This is a genomic window from Fundidesulfovibrio butyratiphilus (genome assembly GCF_054657235.1).
This window is the reverse complement of sequence record NZ_BAAHXA010000002.1, coordinates 841,839-856,993: the sequence shown is the minus strand read 5'-3', so window position 1 is coordinate 856,993 and position 15,155 is coordinate 841,839. Positions and strand designations below refer to the sequence as shown.

Genomic DNA, 15,155 nt, shown 5'->3' with positions numbered 1-15,155 from the left:
CACCCTACCCGCCCGGAGGCGCTTCCACAAGCGTATCCGCCCCTCGAATGAGGGGATCGACCACGCAGCCCGGCCCCAGGGTGGAGGGATCGGCCCGGACCTGCAACTGGTCCAGGCGCACGCCGTGCTCCCGATCCGGGCTCAGGCGTATCACCTTGTCGGCGTGGCCGTAAAACATGTCCACTCCGTGGTGGCTGATATAAAGGACCTGTATCGAAAGACGCGAGGCGATGGCCGCCACGATGCGCACGAAGGCCGACACCAGCTCGGGACGCAGCCAGCAGTCCTGTTCGTCCAGGGCCAGAAAGGGCCTGTGGGTCTCGGGAGAGAGCTGGGCCAACCCGATCAGACGCAATCCCACGGACACGATGTTGCACACCGAGCCGCCCTGGCCGCGCAGAATGTCCTCGGCGCGGCCCTGATTTTCCATTTCCAGGGTGATGAAGAGCTTGCCGTTCTTGAGCTCGCGGTGGCTTTTGACCCGCCGGTCCTGGCCGAGGATCTCGCGCACGGCGTGGGTGAGGTTGGTTTCCACCTCTTCCATAAGTTCGCCCAAAAGCTCCTGGGAAAGCTCCTCCAGCCGGGCCTGGGCCGCCGGAGCCGCGTCCAGAAAGGCGTCCAACTCCCCCAGCTCGCCTTGAACCCGCGTATGGGAGCGGACCAGGGCCTGGGCTTCGCCTTCCAGGCGTCCGGCCCGGCGGGTCAGTTCCGCCAGGGACTCGCGCAGTCCGGCGGGCACGGTGCTCACGCCCCGTCGCTCCGGGAGGACTCCAGGACATCCAGGCCCTGGCTGATGGCGGCCAAGTGGGCCCGGTAGTCGTCCACCAGGCGGCGGTTCTCGGCGCGCATGGATTCGAGCATGCGTCCAAGTTCCTCGGGATCGGCGGTGCCGTAGAGTTCGCGCGCCCGGTCCGACAGGGCGCTCAACTCGCCCTCCAGGTGGGAGAGGGTCTGTTCCGAGCGGACCTTGTCCTCGCGCAGGGCGTCGTATTGCTTTTTGAGTTCGGCCAGTTCGCGTTCAAGGGCCGCGTCATGGTCATGAGGATTGGGACGGGCCACCGGCCACCTCCTGGTAGAGTTCCCAGATGAGCGGGGTTTCGGGATTTTCGGGATTCAAATTGGCCGCCAGAAAGTCGCGCAGGCCCAGGCCTTCGCGGGTGCGCCGCCAGGCCAGGCGCTCCAGGCCGTCCACGAAGAGCGACCCCTTGGGGGCCTCCTGGGGCGTGGGTGGAAACGGCTGATCGGGAAATACCGCCTCGAAAGGCAACAGGGGCACGGGCCAGGGCGTCAGGTCTTCGCACCCCGGGGTCCAGATGGAGGCGGAAGGCGTACGCCGCTTGGTCACGGCCGTGAAGGTGAGCCGGGTGATGTTGCCAGGGTTGGCGTAGCGCGTCCTCCCCACCAGGGTGGTGGGCTGGGGGCGATGGATGTGGCCGTTGACCACCCAGTCCACGCCCTCGATGGGGCGCAGGGCGATGGGCTTTTCCGGGAAATCCACAAAGGAAAGATTGTGGTGGCTGATCCAGACCACGCTCAAGGCCTCCCCCCGGTCCACCCGCCGGGGCAGGGGGCAGCCGTCGGGCGAGGCGCCCAGGAGCACCCGCCCCTGGGGCGTGCGCAGCCAAAAGGCCGGGCCCGGTTCGGCCAACAGACGCACGGCCCCGGCCGAGGCCAGGACCGCCAGGGAGACGTCGTTGCTGAAGCGGGCCAGGTACTTGTCGTGGTTGCCCACCAAAGCGGCCGGCCGGTACGGCTCGAAGAGCTTGATGAGCTCCACCAGCAGGTTGTTGGGATTCTCCCGGGGCCAGTGAAACAGGTCGCCCAGGAACACCGGATAGAGGTCCAGGGACTTGGCCCGCTCCAGGCAGGCGCGCAGCTTGTCGAGCACCTGGCCCATGTAGCCTTCCAGGCGTTGGGCCGGCGGATGGGCCGCCAGGTGCGGGTCGGCGATGAAGAAAAAGCCCTTGGCTTCGATTTCAGGCAGAATCGCCACGCGAAACCTCCCCGAGAAAGAGCCTGGCTTCCAGGTCGTTGCCGCACAGGGGGCACTGTCCCACCTCGGCCAGGCGCTCCTTCACCCGGGACGCCAGGGCCTCAAGCTCCCGCTTCTGTCTGGCCACCACCTGGCGGCCCTTGTCCAGACGCGCGGAAAGTTCGGCCATGCCCCCCAGAATTTTCGCCAACTCCGTCGGCTCGGCCAGGACCGGCGGCTCGGTCAGGCCGGCCAGCACGCCGAGGCGCCTTGTCTGGGCTGTGACCCTGGCCGTCACGGCGCGTCCGCGCGCCAGATGGTCCGACAGCCCGGCGGCCGGGGCCAGCGCGGGCGGAACGGAAAGCGGCGCCAGAGTCTCGAGCGTGCGGCGGGCGTTGCCCAGTCGCCTGACCAGCCCGTCCAGGGCCGCGACGTGTCGGGCCAGCTCCCGAGCGGGCCGGACGGTCGGCGGAACCGACAGGACGGACAGGCGGTCAAGCCGTTCGGTCAGGCCGGCCTTGGTCCTGGCGGCCAGGCGCAGGCGTCCGGCCAGGCGCGCAAGCTCGGGCTCGGCGCGCAAGCGGGACTCCAGGTCGTCCAGGGCCGCTTCCAGGTTTTCCACCCCGAGGGTGAGCGCCGGCAGGGGGGTCAGGCGGTCGAGGCGCGCCCGGGTCCGGTCCAGGGTTTCGCCCTTGGCCTTGCGGGCCAGCTTGGCCCGGCGCACCTTGTCGCGCAGCAGATCCTGCATGGCCATGAGGTGGGCGCTCTCGGTGGAAGAGGCCAGGAAGTCGGCCATGGCCGAACCGGGCCGGTCCAACAGAAAAATGGGGTGGCGCTGATCGCCCAGGTGCACGTCCACCTCGTCGCCCTTTTCCGTGCCCACCGGTCCCAGACGCAGGAGCTTGGACACGTCTTCGGGCACCTTGCCCCGTCCCAGCTTGGCGTAGGTCTCGGTCTGGCCGCCCGGCGCGGTGACCTCGTAGAGGGCGTAGGCCTTGCGCCGCACCCAGGCCACGAGCGAACCGTCGTCGAGCAGGGCTTCCACGCGGGCCTCGGACGCCCCGTGGCGGATGACGTGGCGGGGCGTGGGGTTCGTGCACAGACAGCGCAGGGCCTCGACAACCGCGGACTTGCCCGTATTGTTGGGGCCGCACAAAACATTGAGCCCGGGTCCCAGGTCGAGAACCGTGCGGGAGTGGGCCATGAAATCGATAAGCGTCAGCGTACGAATCATACCAAACAGTGCGACGTTTTTCTCACGGGCGCGTCGGTTCGTCCTCGGGCGGGGTCAGGGGCAGCCACAGGGTGAAGACCGTGCCCAGTCCCGTTTCGCTGCGAAAGGTCACGCGCCCCTTGAGGTAACCTTCGCCCAGAAGTTTCATGCCGTATCCACCCAGGCCCCGGCCCAATCCCTTGGTGGAAAAATTACGCCGAAACATCTGGGATTGTACGTCTTTTACCATAACGGATTCGTTTTTCACCCAAAAGGCCACGCCGCCCTCGGACTTTTCGCAGCCCAAGAGCACGTCCTGGCCGGGCTGGGAAGCCTCCAGGGCGTTCTTGATCATGTTCCCGATCACCCGGCGCAACAGCCTGGGATCGGTCGTCAACGCCATGTGGGCCGGAGACGGCGCCAGCACCACCCGGCGTCCCTCGGCCACCTGGAGATTGAGCCCCATCTTGAGGGACTCGTCCAGCACTTCTCCGGTGTGCACTTCGGACCAGACCGGGGTCAGCTCTTTTTTCTCCGCGGCCATGATCTGCTTGTGAAACAGGAGTTCCTCCACCAGGTCGCCCAGCATGTCGTGGATGAAGTCCGCGTCCTCGCGCAGTTCCACGGGCGCCTGCTGGCGCAGCATGTCCATGAGCCCGCGCAGGCTGCCCACGGTGTTCAGGACATCGTGAAAAAACAGGTGTTCCAGGTTTCTGCGCCGGCCCAGGCTGCCCGCGTCCTGCAGGGTGAAGAGCACGAGCTTGCGCCCCTGGATTTCCAGGGGCGAGGCGCTGACCAGCAGGTCCAGGGCCATGGTCTGGCCCTTGTCCTCCACGATCAAGCTGCACTCCTGGGTATTGGCCATGTCGTTTATGCCCATGAGAATCGAGCGCACCGCCCCGCAACGCGAACAAAACTGCGACGTGCCGCAACCGCAGGGGCCGTGATCCCGGTGAATGCAGTGAAAGGCCTCCCCCGGGCGCATCCCGAGAATGGACTGGCCCTGCTGGCGCGTGACTTCGAGCACCCTGGCGTTGGCGTAGACAATCTGGCGTTCGGGATTGAGCAGCACCAGGAACACCGGGATGGCGTCCAACAGGCGGGGGACATCGCTATGGCCGAGCATGTCGCGTACGGCTTCGACCTCCTCGGGCATGGCCCTGGCCGCCGGGGCGAACTCGGTTGCGGGAATAGTCATAGTTCTTCATGATATCCTTTCGTCGTTGATCCTTCAAGGGCCATTCGGTTGTGCGCGAAAGGGAACTGCGTTACGAATAGGGCATGAACATGCCGCTTCGCCGCAAGGTCATGCTCCTGGCCTGCCTGGCCGCCTTCGTCACCCTGGCCGCCACGCTGGCCGTGGCCTGGCGAACCAAGGCCGGCCTCGACACGCGTCTGGGCGACGAAATGGAGCACTCCGCCACCACCCTGGTGACCGTGGCCGCCCAGAACGCCGCCAACCTCTGCCTCTCCTGGAGCGGGGGTCCGCTTTCCGACCAGGACCGGCAGCGGCTGCTGCAAACGCTTTCCCGGCTGCGCATCGGCGCGAAGGGCTCCGTCTGGGCCATTTCGGCCGAGCCGAACTCCCCGCCCCGGCTGCTGGTGGGCGAAGGGTCCATGCAAGAGGTGGATCTGGACGCCCTGGCCGACCCCCACATGCGCGACCTGGCCCTGCTGACGCTCATGCGGGCCAGAAATTCGCGCCCGGGCGAGATTCTCCATGCCCACGGCGTCTGGAAAGGCCAAAACGACGACGAACCGCGCGAACGCATCCTGGCCTGCATCCACCTGCCCCGCCTGAACTGGGTGGTGGGGGCCTCCATCCCCCTGGACGAGTTCGCCCAGGCGCGGGAAAACGCCTCCACGTCCCTGACGAACATGCTGATCGCGATGACCGCGGGCGGCGTGGCGGCCCTGGGCGTGGCCGCGCTCATGGCCGGGTCCCTGGCCAAACGCCTGACCGCCCCTCTGGAAGCCTTCAACACCGCCGGACGCGACATGTCCCGGGGCCAAATCGGCAAGGCCCAGGAGCGAATGCGGGCCATTCACGACCACGCCCAAATCCTGGGCCAGCTTCCGGCGACCTTTCTCGTCCTGACCGACAACCTGGCCCGCCTGATTCGGCGCATGCGCCAGGCCGGCGGCCAGGTGGAAGCGGCCGCCACCGACCTGATGACCCAGGCGGGCGAGCTTTCCCTGACCTCCCAGGGCCAGTTCGAAACCGCCGGCAACCTGTCGGCCGAAGCCGCCGCCATCGCCCTGACCGCAAACGACCTGGACCGGTCCATGCGCGAAGCCTTCGCCGCCCTGGACGCCACCGCCGCCGAAGCCGGGGCCCGGCGCGAAGACCTGACCGCCATGGAAGACGCCATGCGCTCCATCGTCAGCGGAGCCGGCCACGTCTCGGCCAAGCTCTCGGTCATCGCCAACAAGGCCGACGAGGCCCAGAGCCTCATCGCCTTAATCACCACCATAGCCGACCAGACCAACCTCCTGTCGCTCAACGCCTCCATCGAGGCCGAAAAAGCCGGGGAGCACGGCCAGGGATTCGCCGTGGTGTCCAGGGAAATGCGACGCCTGGCCGACATGGCCGCGACCAACGCCGAAGACGTGGAACGCCTTGTGCGCCAGATGCACTCGGCGGTCTCGGCGGAAGTGATGGAAATGGACAAGTTCGCCCAGGATCTGGGGGGCGCGTCCGGGGCGCTCAGCGCCGCCGCCGCCGGGCTGGCCAAGGTGCTCTCGGCCGTGACCGGACTGTTCGAACGGTTTTCCTCCCTCAAGGACACCGCCGCCTCCCAGTCGGCATCGGCCGGGGAAATACGACGCTTCTCCGACGGTCTGGCCGACTGCGCCGCCTCCATGCGACGCGCGGCCGAAGGGTTCCAGCACACCGCCGGGTCCTTGCGCTCGGCCGCCGCCGGACTCGGCGAGGAAGTGTCCAAGCTCGTGATCGAAACCCCGAAACCAAAGGACGCCAAGTCATGATCGCCTGGTGGAGCAACTGTCGACTTTCCGCGAAACTGGCCGTGTGCGGCGCCGGGTTTTTGGTTCCCATCGTGCTGCTGGTGGCCCTGCTCACGTGGCAGATGCTGCGCGACATCGACCTGACCACCACGGAAATCCAGGGAATGGAGGTCATGGCCCCCCTGGAGGACTTCAACGAGCTCCTGCCCGATCACCTGCGCCTGGCCCTGGCCCGCCTGGCCGGCGAAAACGTGGACCACGAACTCGAACGCACCGCCCAGGCCATGCACGCGACCCTCGCCGCCCTGAGCCAGTCCGCCACGTCCCACAGCCGCGTCCTGGGACTCGACCCGACCACCCTGGCTTCCTCGGGCAAGGACCAGATCGACCTGAAGGACATCATCAAGTCCCTGTCGGCCCTGACCGACTCCAAACCGACCTCGGCCATCCAGGCCATGTCCGACCACGACCAGGCCCAGACCCAGGTGAACCGCCTGCGCGACTACCTGGGCGACGCGGCCCAGTTGGTGCTCGATCCCGAGTTGTCGTCGTACTATCTGCTCTATCTCATGGTGAACGATCTGCCCCGCGCCCTGGAACGCCTGGGCAGGCTCAGTTCCTCGGGCTACCTGCACTATTCCGGCCTGAGCGGGTACGACGCGCGCCACCTGAGCCTCAGCCAATACGCCACGCTCTGGGAGCAGTCGGTGGTGGGACGCATACAGAACAAGACCGACAAGGTGCTGCGCGACCTCGACCCGCAACATCAGGCCCAGTTTTCCAAGGCCCTGATCGAGTTCGTGGACGCGGCCAACCTCTTCTTCTCCGCGGCCCAGGCCATGCCCGACAAGTTCGACCCCAAGGCCCTGGCCCGGTTCCAGGCCACCGGATCGGCCGCCAACAAGGCCGGCGGGGTGTTGTGGGACACCTGCAACGCCCTGGCCAAGGACCTGCTCGAAGCCCGGGCCAACCAGCTCAAATGGCGCATGGGAGTGACTCTGGGCGTGTGTCTGGCCTCGGTGCTGGCGGCCATGTTTCTGGCCTGGGCCGTGGCGAGCTCCATCACCAATCCCCTGGCCCGGCTGGCCTCGATCGCCGGACGCATGGCCGACGGCAAGGTGGTGGAGGCCGACAGCCTGCTGGCTTCCCTGTGCCCCCGGCAAGCGGCCTCCGCCTCGGAACTGGCCAGACAGCGAGCCTCGGGGTCGGAAATCGTGCGGCTCTACTCCGCCGTGGCCGGCATGATCGAAGGCCTGAGCGAGCTTCTGCGCGAAACCAACGCCTCGGGCGGACGCATCCAGGGGTCTGCCGAACGCATCGCCGCTTCGGCCCGGCAGTTGGAGGCCGCCGCCGCCCAGCAGGCCGCTTCCACCACCGAGGTGGGGGCCACCAGCATGGAAATCTCCAAGACCGCCCAGGCCCTGGCCGGAGGCATGGCCGACGTGCTGGACTCGGCCAGCCGCTCGGCCGAACTGGCCCAGGAAGGCCGCGCCGGCCTCGGGGAAATGGAACTGGCCATGGCCGAACTGGGCCAGGCCAGCCGCGACATGACCGCCAAGCTTTCAGTCATACGGGAAAAGACCTCGGGTATCGGGCAGTTTCTCTCCACCATCGCCAAGGTGGCCAACCAGACCAATTTGCTTTCGCTCAACGCCGCCATCGAGGCGGAAAAGGCCGGCGAATTCGGTCTGGGCTTTTCCGTGGTGGCCCGGGAGATCCGCCGCCTGGCCGACCAGACGGCCGCGGCCGCCCTGGACATCGAGCGCACCATCCGCGAAATGCAGGCCTCCGTGGCCGACGGCGTGCAGGCCATGGACGGCTTCTCGGCCAAGACGGCCCAGGCGTCCGACACCTCGCGCTCCGTGGGACAGAAGCTCGCCCGCATCATCGCCTCCGGCGAGGAGCTGACCCCCAGGCTCTCCAAGGCCAGCCAGGACATGAGCGCGCAGGCCGAAGGCGCGGACCAGATCAGCGATGTCATCTCCCACTTGGCCGACGCGGCCGGACAGACCCGCGACGCCCTGGCCGACTTCCGCCTTGCCGCCGAAGACCTGAACGACACGGCCAAAGCCCTGCGCCAAGCCCTCTCCCACTTCGAACTGAGGGACTGATGCTCTGCGTGCTCTTCAAGGCGGCAAGCCAGCGTTACGCGGTCAAGGCCCTGCTCGTGGACGAGGTGACCCCCCTGACCAGGCTCTCGCCCCTGCCCGGAGCGCCCGACTACGTGTCCGGCATCATGAATCTTCGCGGAGAGCCCGTGCCCGTGGTCGACCTGACCATGCTCCTGTGCGGCCGTCCCAGCCGCTTATGGGCCTCCACGCGCATTCTGGCCGTGCGCCTGGCGAACTCCGCCGCCACCGCCGCCGGCGATCCGGTCGCGACGTCCCGAAGCGCGCCCGGCCGGACCCCTTCGCGTCGGACGGACGCGCAAAACGTTTCCCGGGCGCCCCTGGTGGGCCTCATGGCCGAGCGGGCCATGCGCGCGGTGCGCATCGAAACCGACCGCATTCGCCCGCCCAAGGCTCCAGCCGCCGCATACGTCGCGGGCGTGGCCGTGACCGAACGCGGCATCATCGAAATTCTCGACCCGGCCAAACTGTTGCCCGCCGAATTTTTTCAACACCTGGCCGAAACGTCGGAGGACGCGTGAGCGCCATCGCCACGTCCATGGCCGACCTGCTTGGCCTGGACCCTTCGGCGGTGGGCCCGGCCAACCTGGACCGGGCGGCCGGTGAACGCATGCGCGCCCTGGGACTCGACTCGCAACAGGACTATCTGCGCGCCCTGCGCCTGGACCCCGAGGAACGCCGCCTGGCCTGCGGACTGGCCGTGGTGGGGGAAACCTGGTTTTTCCGCGATCCCGGCGTGTTCGACCATCTGGGACGCCAAGCCCCGGCCCTGGCCAAGCCGGTCAAGGTGTTGTGCGCCCCCTGCTCCACGGGAGAAGAGGCCTACGGCGCGGCCCTGGCCCTCCTGCGCGCGGGCCTGCGGCCGGACGAATTCCTGATCGACGCCTTCGACGCCAACGCCGAGTCCTTGACCCGGGCCCGGGCCGGCCGGTTCGGACCGACCAGCTTCCGCAATCCGCCCGCCGCGCTCATGCGCCGTTTCCAGGGCATGGAAAACGGCCTGCGCCAGGTCCCGCCCGAGGCCGTCGCGCGGGTGCGCTTTCGCCCCGCAGACCTGTTGTCCGGCGGATTCGGTCTGGGCTACGGCCCCTATCAGTTCGTCTTCTGCCGAAACTTCGCCATGTATCTGGACGCCAAGGCCCGTGTCCGACTGGGGGCCACGCTGTCCGCGCTCATGGCCCCCGGGGCCGTACTCTATGTGGGACACGCCGAAGTGACCGTGTTCTCCGCCCTGGGGTTCCCCCCCCTGGGCCTGCCGGGCGTCTTCGCCTGCGCCCCGCCCGGCCAGGCCTCGTCCCGGCCCCGCCGGTCCAACGGGGCCAAGTCCGCCCTGGCGGCCCGCGCCGGCTTGCACGCGTCCCCGGTCAGAGGCGCCAGGGCGGACGGAGCCGGACGCGCGCCGGGGCACGGTTCCCCCCGGACCACGGAGCCGCCGTTTCGCGCCCTCTCCCGGCCCGGCGCGCTGTCCACGGACTTCGACGCCAAGGTCCCCTCCCGTCCCCCGGCGGCCCCGGACGACGCGCGAGAGCGGGCCGTTCGCGCCCTGGCCGACGCCGGTCGCCTGCGCGAGGCCCTGACCCTGGCCCAGGCCGCCCTGGACCAGGGCCCGCCCACGGCGGAGCTGTTTCATCTCCTGGCCGTGGCCCGTCTGGGGCTTGGCCAGAAAGACCTGGCGGAACGGGCCCTGCGTCGGGCGATCTATCTCTGCCCCGGCCACGTGGAAGCCCTGACCCTGCTTGAACTGCTGGCCGCCGCCCGGGGCGACGAGACCCAGGCCGCCCTGCTGGCCAGGCGGGCCGACCGGGCCGCGGCCGACTCCCGGGAGGCCAAACCGTGAGCCCCATGGATTTCACCCAGGCCGCCAAGCTCCTGCACGACCGGGAAGCCCCCGGCGAACTGCTCGACGAGTGGACCGAACTGACCGCCGCTCCCAAGTCCGAGGTGCGCCGGGGAGAAAGCAAGGCCCTGCTCCTGCGCGCGGGCGAGGAGTGGCTGGCCCTGCCCGGCCGCCTGCTGCGGGAGGCCCTGATCGCAGGCCCCGTGCATCGGACTCCGTACCTGTCGGGCGAGGTGTTTCTCGGCCTGACCAACGTGGGCGGCGAACTCTGGCCCTGCATGAGTCTGGCCGCCCTGGTGGGCGCGGTCCAGCCCGAGGGCTCGGATCAGGCCATCCAGCCCCGACGTCTTTTGGCCGTGATCGTGGACTCGGGACGCTACGCCCTGTTGGCCGACGAGGCGCGCGGGGTGAGCCCCTACGATCCCGCCCGCCTGGAGCCCCCGCCGGACACGGTGCGCCTGGGGCCGAACCGGCTGGTGGCCGGCATGGCGCTTCTGGAGGGCCGTCTGGCCGGACTTCTCGACGACGACGCGCTCAGCCGGGCTCTGGCCGAGGCCCTGCGCGGCAGGAGACACGCATGAGCCCGGACATTGCCGACCTCTCTCTGGTGGAGCTTTTCGCCATGGAGCTCGGCGCGCACCATCAGGCCCTGGAAAACGGCCTGGTGGGCCTGGAGGCCGACCCCAGCCCGTCCCGGGTGGAGCCGCTCATGCGCGCGGCCCACTCCATCAAGGGCGCGGCGCGCATCGTGGGCCTGCTCCAGGCCGTGGATCTGGCCCACGCCATGGAAGACGCCCTGCTGGACGTCCAAAAAACCGCCAGCCTGCCCCCGGGACGCATCGACGCTCTGCTGGCGGCCAACGATTTTTTCGGTCGCCTCGCCCGCCTGAGCCCGGCGGCCATGCCCCAGGCCCTGGAGGACGGCGCCCAGGAGGCCAGGAATCTGGCCGAAATCCTGCGCGCCCAGCAGGCGGCCACCCCCGAAGCCGACGCCCAAAGCGCGGAAGGCCCCTCGAACACCCCGGCGGCGGATTCCACGCCCCACGCTCCCGGTCCGGACGTGCCGCAAGCGCCCTCCCCGCCCGTCTCCGCCCCGCCCTCCGGCGAACCCAAGGCCGCCCGTTCCGGCAAGGACGCGGCCGCGCTTCCCAGTCCGGACCGAAACATTCGGCCCCGGGCCACGCCCTCGTGCGCATGCGCTCCCGCCCCCCCGACGGATTGCGCGGACCAGCCCCAGGAGGGTTCGGTCCGGCTCTCGGCGGAGGTGCTCGGCCGTCTCATGGGCCTGGCCGCCCAGTGCCTGGTGGAAACGTCCAGCCTGCCCGCCGTGCTCTCCGATCTGCGCCGGCTGCGCATGGCCATCCGCGAGACGGGCGACCTCCTGGCCGAACATCTGGCCGGCCTGGCCGCCCAGGGTCCCCAGACCCCGGACGGGGAAGACTCCCCCGTGGGACGCGAAGCCGCCCAGGCCGTGTCCCTGGTCAAGGAACTGGGCGAGGTGCAGGCGAAAGTGTGCGCGGCCGTGGAGGCCCATTCCCGCAGGATGGAGACCTTCGCCCATCGCCTGTACAGCCAGGTGCGTCGAAGCCGCATGCGTCCCTTTGGCGAGGGCGTGCGGGCCTTTCCCCGCATGGTGCGCGATTTGGCGCGCGAGCTGGGCAAGAAGGCCCGCTTGAACGTGGAAGGGGGACTGTCCGCCGTGGACCGGGACATCCTGGAAAAGCTCGAAGCCCCGCTCATCCATCTGGTGCGAAACTCCCTGGACCACGGGCTGGAGAACCCGGAAGAGCGCACGGCCGCGGGAAAGCCCGAAACCGGGCGGATAACGCTCAGCGCCAGACACGTGGGCGGCATGCTCGAAGTGCGGGTCGGCGACGACGGCCGTGGCATCGACCAGGCGGACTTGGCCCGTCGCGTTTCCGAACACGGCCTGGCGTCCCAGGAAATGGCCCAGCGCATGAGCCCGGCCGAACTCTACGATTTTCTTTTCCTGCCCGGTTTCACCACGGCCAAAACCGTCAGCGGCGTCTCCGGGCGCGGCGTGGGGCTCGACGTGGTGAAGACCATGGTCCACGCCGCCGGCGGCCACCTCAGGGTGGAGAGCGCCCCCGGCCTGGGCACGGGCTTCGTCATGCGCCTGCCGGTGACCCTGTCGGTGGTGCGCTCCCTGGTGATGCGCGTGGCCGGCCAGCCCTACGCCCTGCCCCTGGCCCGCATCGGAAGGGTGTTCGAGGCCGCGCGCGAGGACGTGTCGTCCGTGGGCGGACGCCAGTTCATCCAGGTGGACGGGGCGAACGTGGGTCTGGTGCAGGCGGCCCAACTCCTGGGTTTCGAACCCGAGGCGACCGAATCCGAGGCCCTGCCCCTGGTGCTGCTCACCGGAGAGGAAGGCACCTACGCCCTGGCCGTGGAGGCTTTTTTGGGCGAGCGCGAGCTTGCGGTCAAACCCCTGGACCCGCGCCTGGGCAAGGTGCCGAACGTCTCCGCCGCCGCTCTCCTGGAAGACGGCTCGCCGGCGCTGATCCTGGACGGCGAAGACCTGGTGCGTTCCGTGGCGGCGTTGCTCGGGTCGGGCAGGCTCACACGGGTGGGCCGGCCCCGCGGTGGCCGGGAAGCCAAGGGCCCCAAGCGGGTGTTGGTGGTGGACGACTCGCTCACCGTGCGCGAAGTGGAGCGCCAGTTGCTTTCCAACCGGGGCTACGAAGTGATCACCGCCTCCGACGGCATGGAGGGACTCTCCGTGGCCCGGTCCGGAGACTTCGATCTTGTGCTCACGGATGTGGACATGCCTCGAATGACCGGTATAGAGTTGACTCGGCGTCTCAAGGCGGATCCGGTTCTTGCGGGCATGCCCGTGATGATCGTTTCGTACAAGGACCGCGAGGAAGACCGCCTGGCAGGACTTTCCGCCGGGGCGGACCACTACTTGGCCAAATCCGGCTTCCGGGACGAAACCCTGCTGGAAGCGGTGACCGACCTCATCGGAGAACCATGACCATAAGGCCAGCCGCGACATTTTTCGCTCTCGGGGCATCCTGCGGAGGCCCCAAGGCCTTGGCCACCGTGCTGAGGGGGCTTCCCTCGGACTTGAGGGCCGCCGTGGTGGTGGTCCAACACCTGGACCCCCAATTTTTCGCCAATCTGGCCGGCTGGCTGGACTCCCAAAGCTCCCTGCCCACAACCGTCGCCCAGGCGGGCGAAGTGCCCTTGGTCGGCCGGGTCTATGTGGCCAAGGGCCCCGACCACCTTGTGCTCGGCCCGAAGCGGACCTTCGAGTATCGGACCGATCCCGAGACCCCCTTCCGCCCCTCGGTGGACGCCCTGTTCACAAGTCTGGCCCGCAACGCCCCGTGGCCCGGCGTGGCCGCGCTGCTCACCGGCATGGGCCGCGACGGGGCCCAAGGGCTTCTGGCCCTGCGCCGGGCCGGCTGGACCACCCTGGCCCAGGACGAAAAGACCTGCGAAATCTTCGGCATGCCCAAGGCCGCCCTGGAACTGGGAGCCGCCGGCCTGACCCTTCCCCTCGACTCCATCGCGGCCGTGGCCGCAAAGGCGTTTTCCCCCCATGGCCGAACCGCTTAGCCAACTGCTCGCCGAACACCCGGTCTCGGTGCTGCTCGTGGACGACCAGGCCATGGTGGCCGAAGCCGTGCGCCGCATGCTCGCGCCGGAAAAAGACATTCGCTTCATAAGCGTCCAGGACCCGGCCCAGGCCCTGCCCGCCGCCCTGGAACACCAGCCCACCGTGGCCCTGCTCGACCTGGTCATGCCCGACATCGACGGCCTGACCCTGGTGCGCTATTTCCGCGCCCATCCCAAGCTGCGCGACCTGCCCCTGGTGATGCTCTCCACCCGCGAAGACCCCGAGACCAAGGCCCAGGCCTTCGCCCTGGGGGCCAACGACTACCTGGTCAAGCTGCCCGACCGCGTGGAGCTGGTGGCCAGGCTGCGCTACCACTCCCAGTCCTATATCCGCCTCATGGAGCGAAACGACGCCCACCGCGCCCTGGCCCGCCAGCTCGACCAGGCGGCCCAGTACGTGCGCGAACTCCTGCCGCCTCCCCTGACCGAAGGACCGGTGAAGGCGCAGTGGCTCTTCGTTCCCTCGGCCCAACTGGGCGGCGACGCCCTGGGCTATCACATGGTGGACCCGGAACACTTCGCCTTCTACCTGCTCGACGTGTGCGACCACGGCGTGGGGCCGGCGCTCCTGTCGGTGTCGGCGCTCAACGTGTTGCGTTCGCAAACCCTGCCGGGCGTGGATTTCCATTCTCCGGCCCAGGTTTTGACCGGACTCAACCAGGTGTTCCAGATGGAACGCCAGAACAATCTCTATTTCACCCTGTTCTACGGCGTGTGGGCTCCAGCCAAACGCGAACTGCGCTTCGCCTCGGCCGGGCACCCCCCGGCCCTGGTCCGAAGCCTAAACGGCGACGTGAGCGAACTGCGCCGGCCCAACATCTTCATCGGCGCCATCGAGGACGTGGATTTCAAGGAAGAAACCGTGCACATCGACACCCCGGCCCGGGTATTCGTCTATTCGGACGGGGCCTACGAGGTGACGCGCCCCGGCCTGCCCATGTGGACCTATGAGGAATTCAAGGCCTACATGGGCTCGCTGCCCGAGGGGGACGGCGACGAAATGATGAACCAGGCCCTGGCCCACGTGCGCGCCATCCACGGACAGGACGTGCTCGACGACGACTTCAGCATGCTCACCTTGCGACTGGAGTAGTGTTCGACCGTTCCGTGCGGGCGGAGGCTTCCATACAACAGTAACACGAATTTATCATTCTTATACAATATTCTTTCAAGGCCCCGGACTCTCTCTTTTTTGCCCCGAAGTAGCGAGCGATTTTCGTTTCCGACGAGCGCACTTGCGGCTCTTTAGGCCGTGGCGGAAAGTATTTCTCCGTCTTTGCGCTGGAAAAAAAAAGAATCCTCTGCTACCCTGGCTTCAAGTCGTCGTCCGCAATGTCAGTTCACAGGGCGCTTTTTTCAACAAAGAGGTCACGCCCGCGCGGACCTTCGGCTCTT

General features: G+C 68.3%; 13 protein-coding genes. 8 read left to right on the top strand and 5 right to left on the bottom strand.

Annotated elements, in window-relative coordinates; translation table 11 throughout:
• Positions 1–4: 4 nt before the first annotated feature.
• From ACYQ01_RS14880 to ACYQ01_RS14860, 5 genes are read right to left on the bottom strand one after another with little or no spacing between them, the layout of a single operon-like run.
• Positions 5–748: a hypothetical protein gene (locus ACYQ01_RS14880; RefSeq protein WP_459934643.1), complete on the bottom strand. Its 744-nt coding sequence runs from the start codon at positions 746–748 to the stop codon at positions 5–7.
• Positions 745–1,059 carry a hypothetical protein gene (locus ACYQ01_RS14875; RefSeq protein ID WP_459934642.1) on the bottom strand — a complete coding sequence of 105 codons (315 nt, stop codon included), beginning with the start codon at positions 1,057–1,059 and terminating at the stop codon, positions 745–747. The genes ACYQ01_RS14880 and ACYQ01_RS14875 overlap by 4 nt, the downstream gene beginning before the upstream one ends.
• Positions 1,037–1,987 (bottom strand): metallophosphoesterase, encoded by a 951-nt coding sequence (locus ACYQ01_RS14870; RefSeq protein ID WP_459934861.1) that lies wholly within the window; start codon positions 1,985–1,987, stop codon positions 1,037–1,039. The genes ACYQ01_RS14875 and ACYQ01_RS14870 overlap by 23 nt, the downstream gene beginning before the upstream one ends.
• Positions 1,977–3,206 (bottom strand): AAA family ATPase, encoded by a 1,230-nt coding sequence (locus ACYQ01_RS14865; protein WP_459934641.1) that lies wholly within the window; start codon positions 3,204–3,206, stop codon positions 1,977–1,979. Before ACYQ01_RS14865 ends, ACYQ01_RS14870 begins: the two co-directional genes overlap by 11 nt.
• Before the next feature lie 22 nt (positions 3,207–3,228).
• Complete coding sequence (locus ACYQ01_RS14860) at positions 3,229–4,383, bottom strand: PAS domain-containing sensor histidine kinase (RefSeq protein WP_459934640.1); 1,155 nt, start codon at positions 4,381–4,383, stop codon at positions 3,229–3,231.
• Positions 4,384–4,466: 83 nt separating this feature from the next.
• On the opposite strand from ACYQ01_RS14860, the gene ACYQ01_RS14855 reads away from it, so the two are divergent.
• The 8 genes from ACYQ01_RS14855 to ACYQ01_RS14820 are packed head-to-tail and all read left to right on the top strand — an operon-like array spanning position 4,467 to position 14,853.
• Positions 4,467–6,173, top strand: coding sequence for a methyl-accepting chemotaxis protein (locus ACYQ01_RS14855; RefSeq protein ID WP_459934639.1), 1,707 nt, complete (start codon positions 4,467–4,469; stop codon positions 6,171–6,173).
• Positions 6,170–8,263 carry a methyl-accepting chemotaxis protein gene (locus tag ACYQ01_RS14850; protein WP_459934638.1) on the top strand — a complete coding sequence of 698 codons (2,094 nt, stop codon included), beginning with the start codon at positions 6,170–6,172 and terminating at the stop codon, positions 8,261–8,263. Before ACYQ01_RS14855 ends, ACYQ01_RS14850 begins: the two co-directional genes overlap by 4 nt.
• Complete coding sequence (locus ACYQ01_RS14845) at positions 8,263–8,802, top strand: chemotaxis protein CheW (protein ID WP_459934637.1); 540 nt, start codon at positions 8,263–8,265, stop codon at positions 8,800–8,802. The genes ACYQ01_RS14850 and ACYQ01_RS14845 overlap by 1 nt, the downstream gene beginning before the upstream one ends.
• Positions 8,799–10,118, top strand: a complete 1,320-nt coding sequence (locus ACYQ01_RS14840) for a CheR family methyltransferase (protein WP_459934636.1) — start codon at positions 8,799–8,801, stop codon at positions 10,116–10,118. Before ACYQ01_RS14845 ends, ACYQ01_RS14840 begins: the two co-directional genes overlap by 4 nt.
• 5 nt (positions 10,119–10,123) lie before the next feature.
• Positions 10,124–10,699, top strand: coding sequence for a chemotaxis protein CheW (locus ACYQ01_RS14835; protein ID WP_459934860.1), 576 nt, complete (start codon positions 10,124–10,126; stop codon positions 10,697–10,699).
• Positions 10,696–13,113 carry a hybrid sensor histidine kinase/response regulator gene (locus ACYQ01_RS14830; protein WP_459934635.1) on the top strand — a complete coding sequence of 806 codons (2,418 nt, stop codon included), beginning with the start codon at positions 10,696–10,698 and terminating at the stop codon, positions 13,111–13,113. Before ACYQ01_RS14835 ends, ACYQ01_RS14830 begins: the two co-directional genes overlap by 4 nt.
• On the top strand, positions 13,110–13,700 hold the full coding sequence (locus ACYQ01_RS14825; RefSeq protein ID WP_459934634.1) for a CheB methylesterase domain-containing protein: 591 nt from the start codon (positions 13,110–13,112) through the stop codon (positions 13,698–13,700). The genes ACYQ01_RS14830 and ACYQ01_RS14825 overlap by 4 nt, the downstream gene beginning before the upstream one ends.
• A complete protein-coding gene (locus tag ACYQ01_RS14820; protein WP_459934633.1) occupies positions 13,684–14,853 on the top strand; it encodes a SpoIIE family protein phosphatase in 1,170 nt (389 codons plus the stop codon). Before ACYQ01_RS14825 ends, ACYQ01_RS14820 begins: the two co-directional genes overlap by 17 nt.
• Positions 14,854–15,155 lie beyond the last annotated feature (302 nt).

What these genes read in the sequence shown, in the direction of transcription:
- ACYQ01_RS14830 (WP_459934635.1), top strand. Translation starts at nt 10,696, where the DNA reads ATGAGCCCGGACATTGCCGACCTCTCTCTGGTGGAGCTTTTCGCCATG.
- ACYQ01_RS14835 (WP_459934860.1), top strand. Translation starts at nt 10,124, where the DNA reads ATGGATTTCACCCAGGCCGCCAAGCTCCTGCACGACCGGGAAGCCCCC.
- ACYQ01_RS14850 (WP_459934638.1), top strand. Translation starts at nt 6,170, where the DNA reads ATGATCGCCTGGTGGAGCAACTGTCGACTTTCCGCGAAACTGGCCGTG.
- ACYQ01_RS14855 (WP_459934639.1), top strand. Translation starts at nt 4,467, where the DNA reads ATGAACATGCCGCTTCGCCGCAAGGTCATGCTCCTGGCCTGCCTGGCC.
- ACYQ01_RS14820 (WP_459934633.1), top strand. Translation starts at nt 13,684, where the DNA reads ATGGCCGAACCGCTTAGCCAACTGCTCGCCGAACACCCGGTCTCGGTG.
- ACYQ01_RS14845 (WP_459934637.1), top strand. Translation starts at nt 8,263, where the DNA reads ATGCTCTGCGTGCTCTTCAAGGCGGCAAGCCAGCGTTACGCGGTCAAG.
- ACYQ01_RS14825 (WP_459934634.1), top strand. Translation starts at nt 13,110, where the DNA reads ATGACCATAAGGCCAGCCGCGACATTTTTCGCTCTCGGGGCATCCTGC.
- ACYQ01_RS14860 (WP_459934640.1), bottom strand. Translation starts at nt 4,383, where the DNA reads ATGACTATTCCCGCAACCGAGTTCGCCCCGGCGGCCAGGGCCATGCCC.
- ACYQ01_RS14865 (WP_459934641.1), bottom strand. Translation starts at nt 3,206, where the DNA reads ATGATTCGTACGCTGACGCTTATCGATTTCATGGCCCACTCCCGCACG.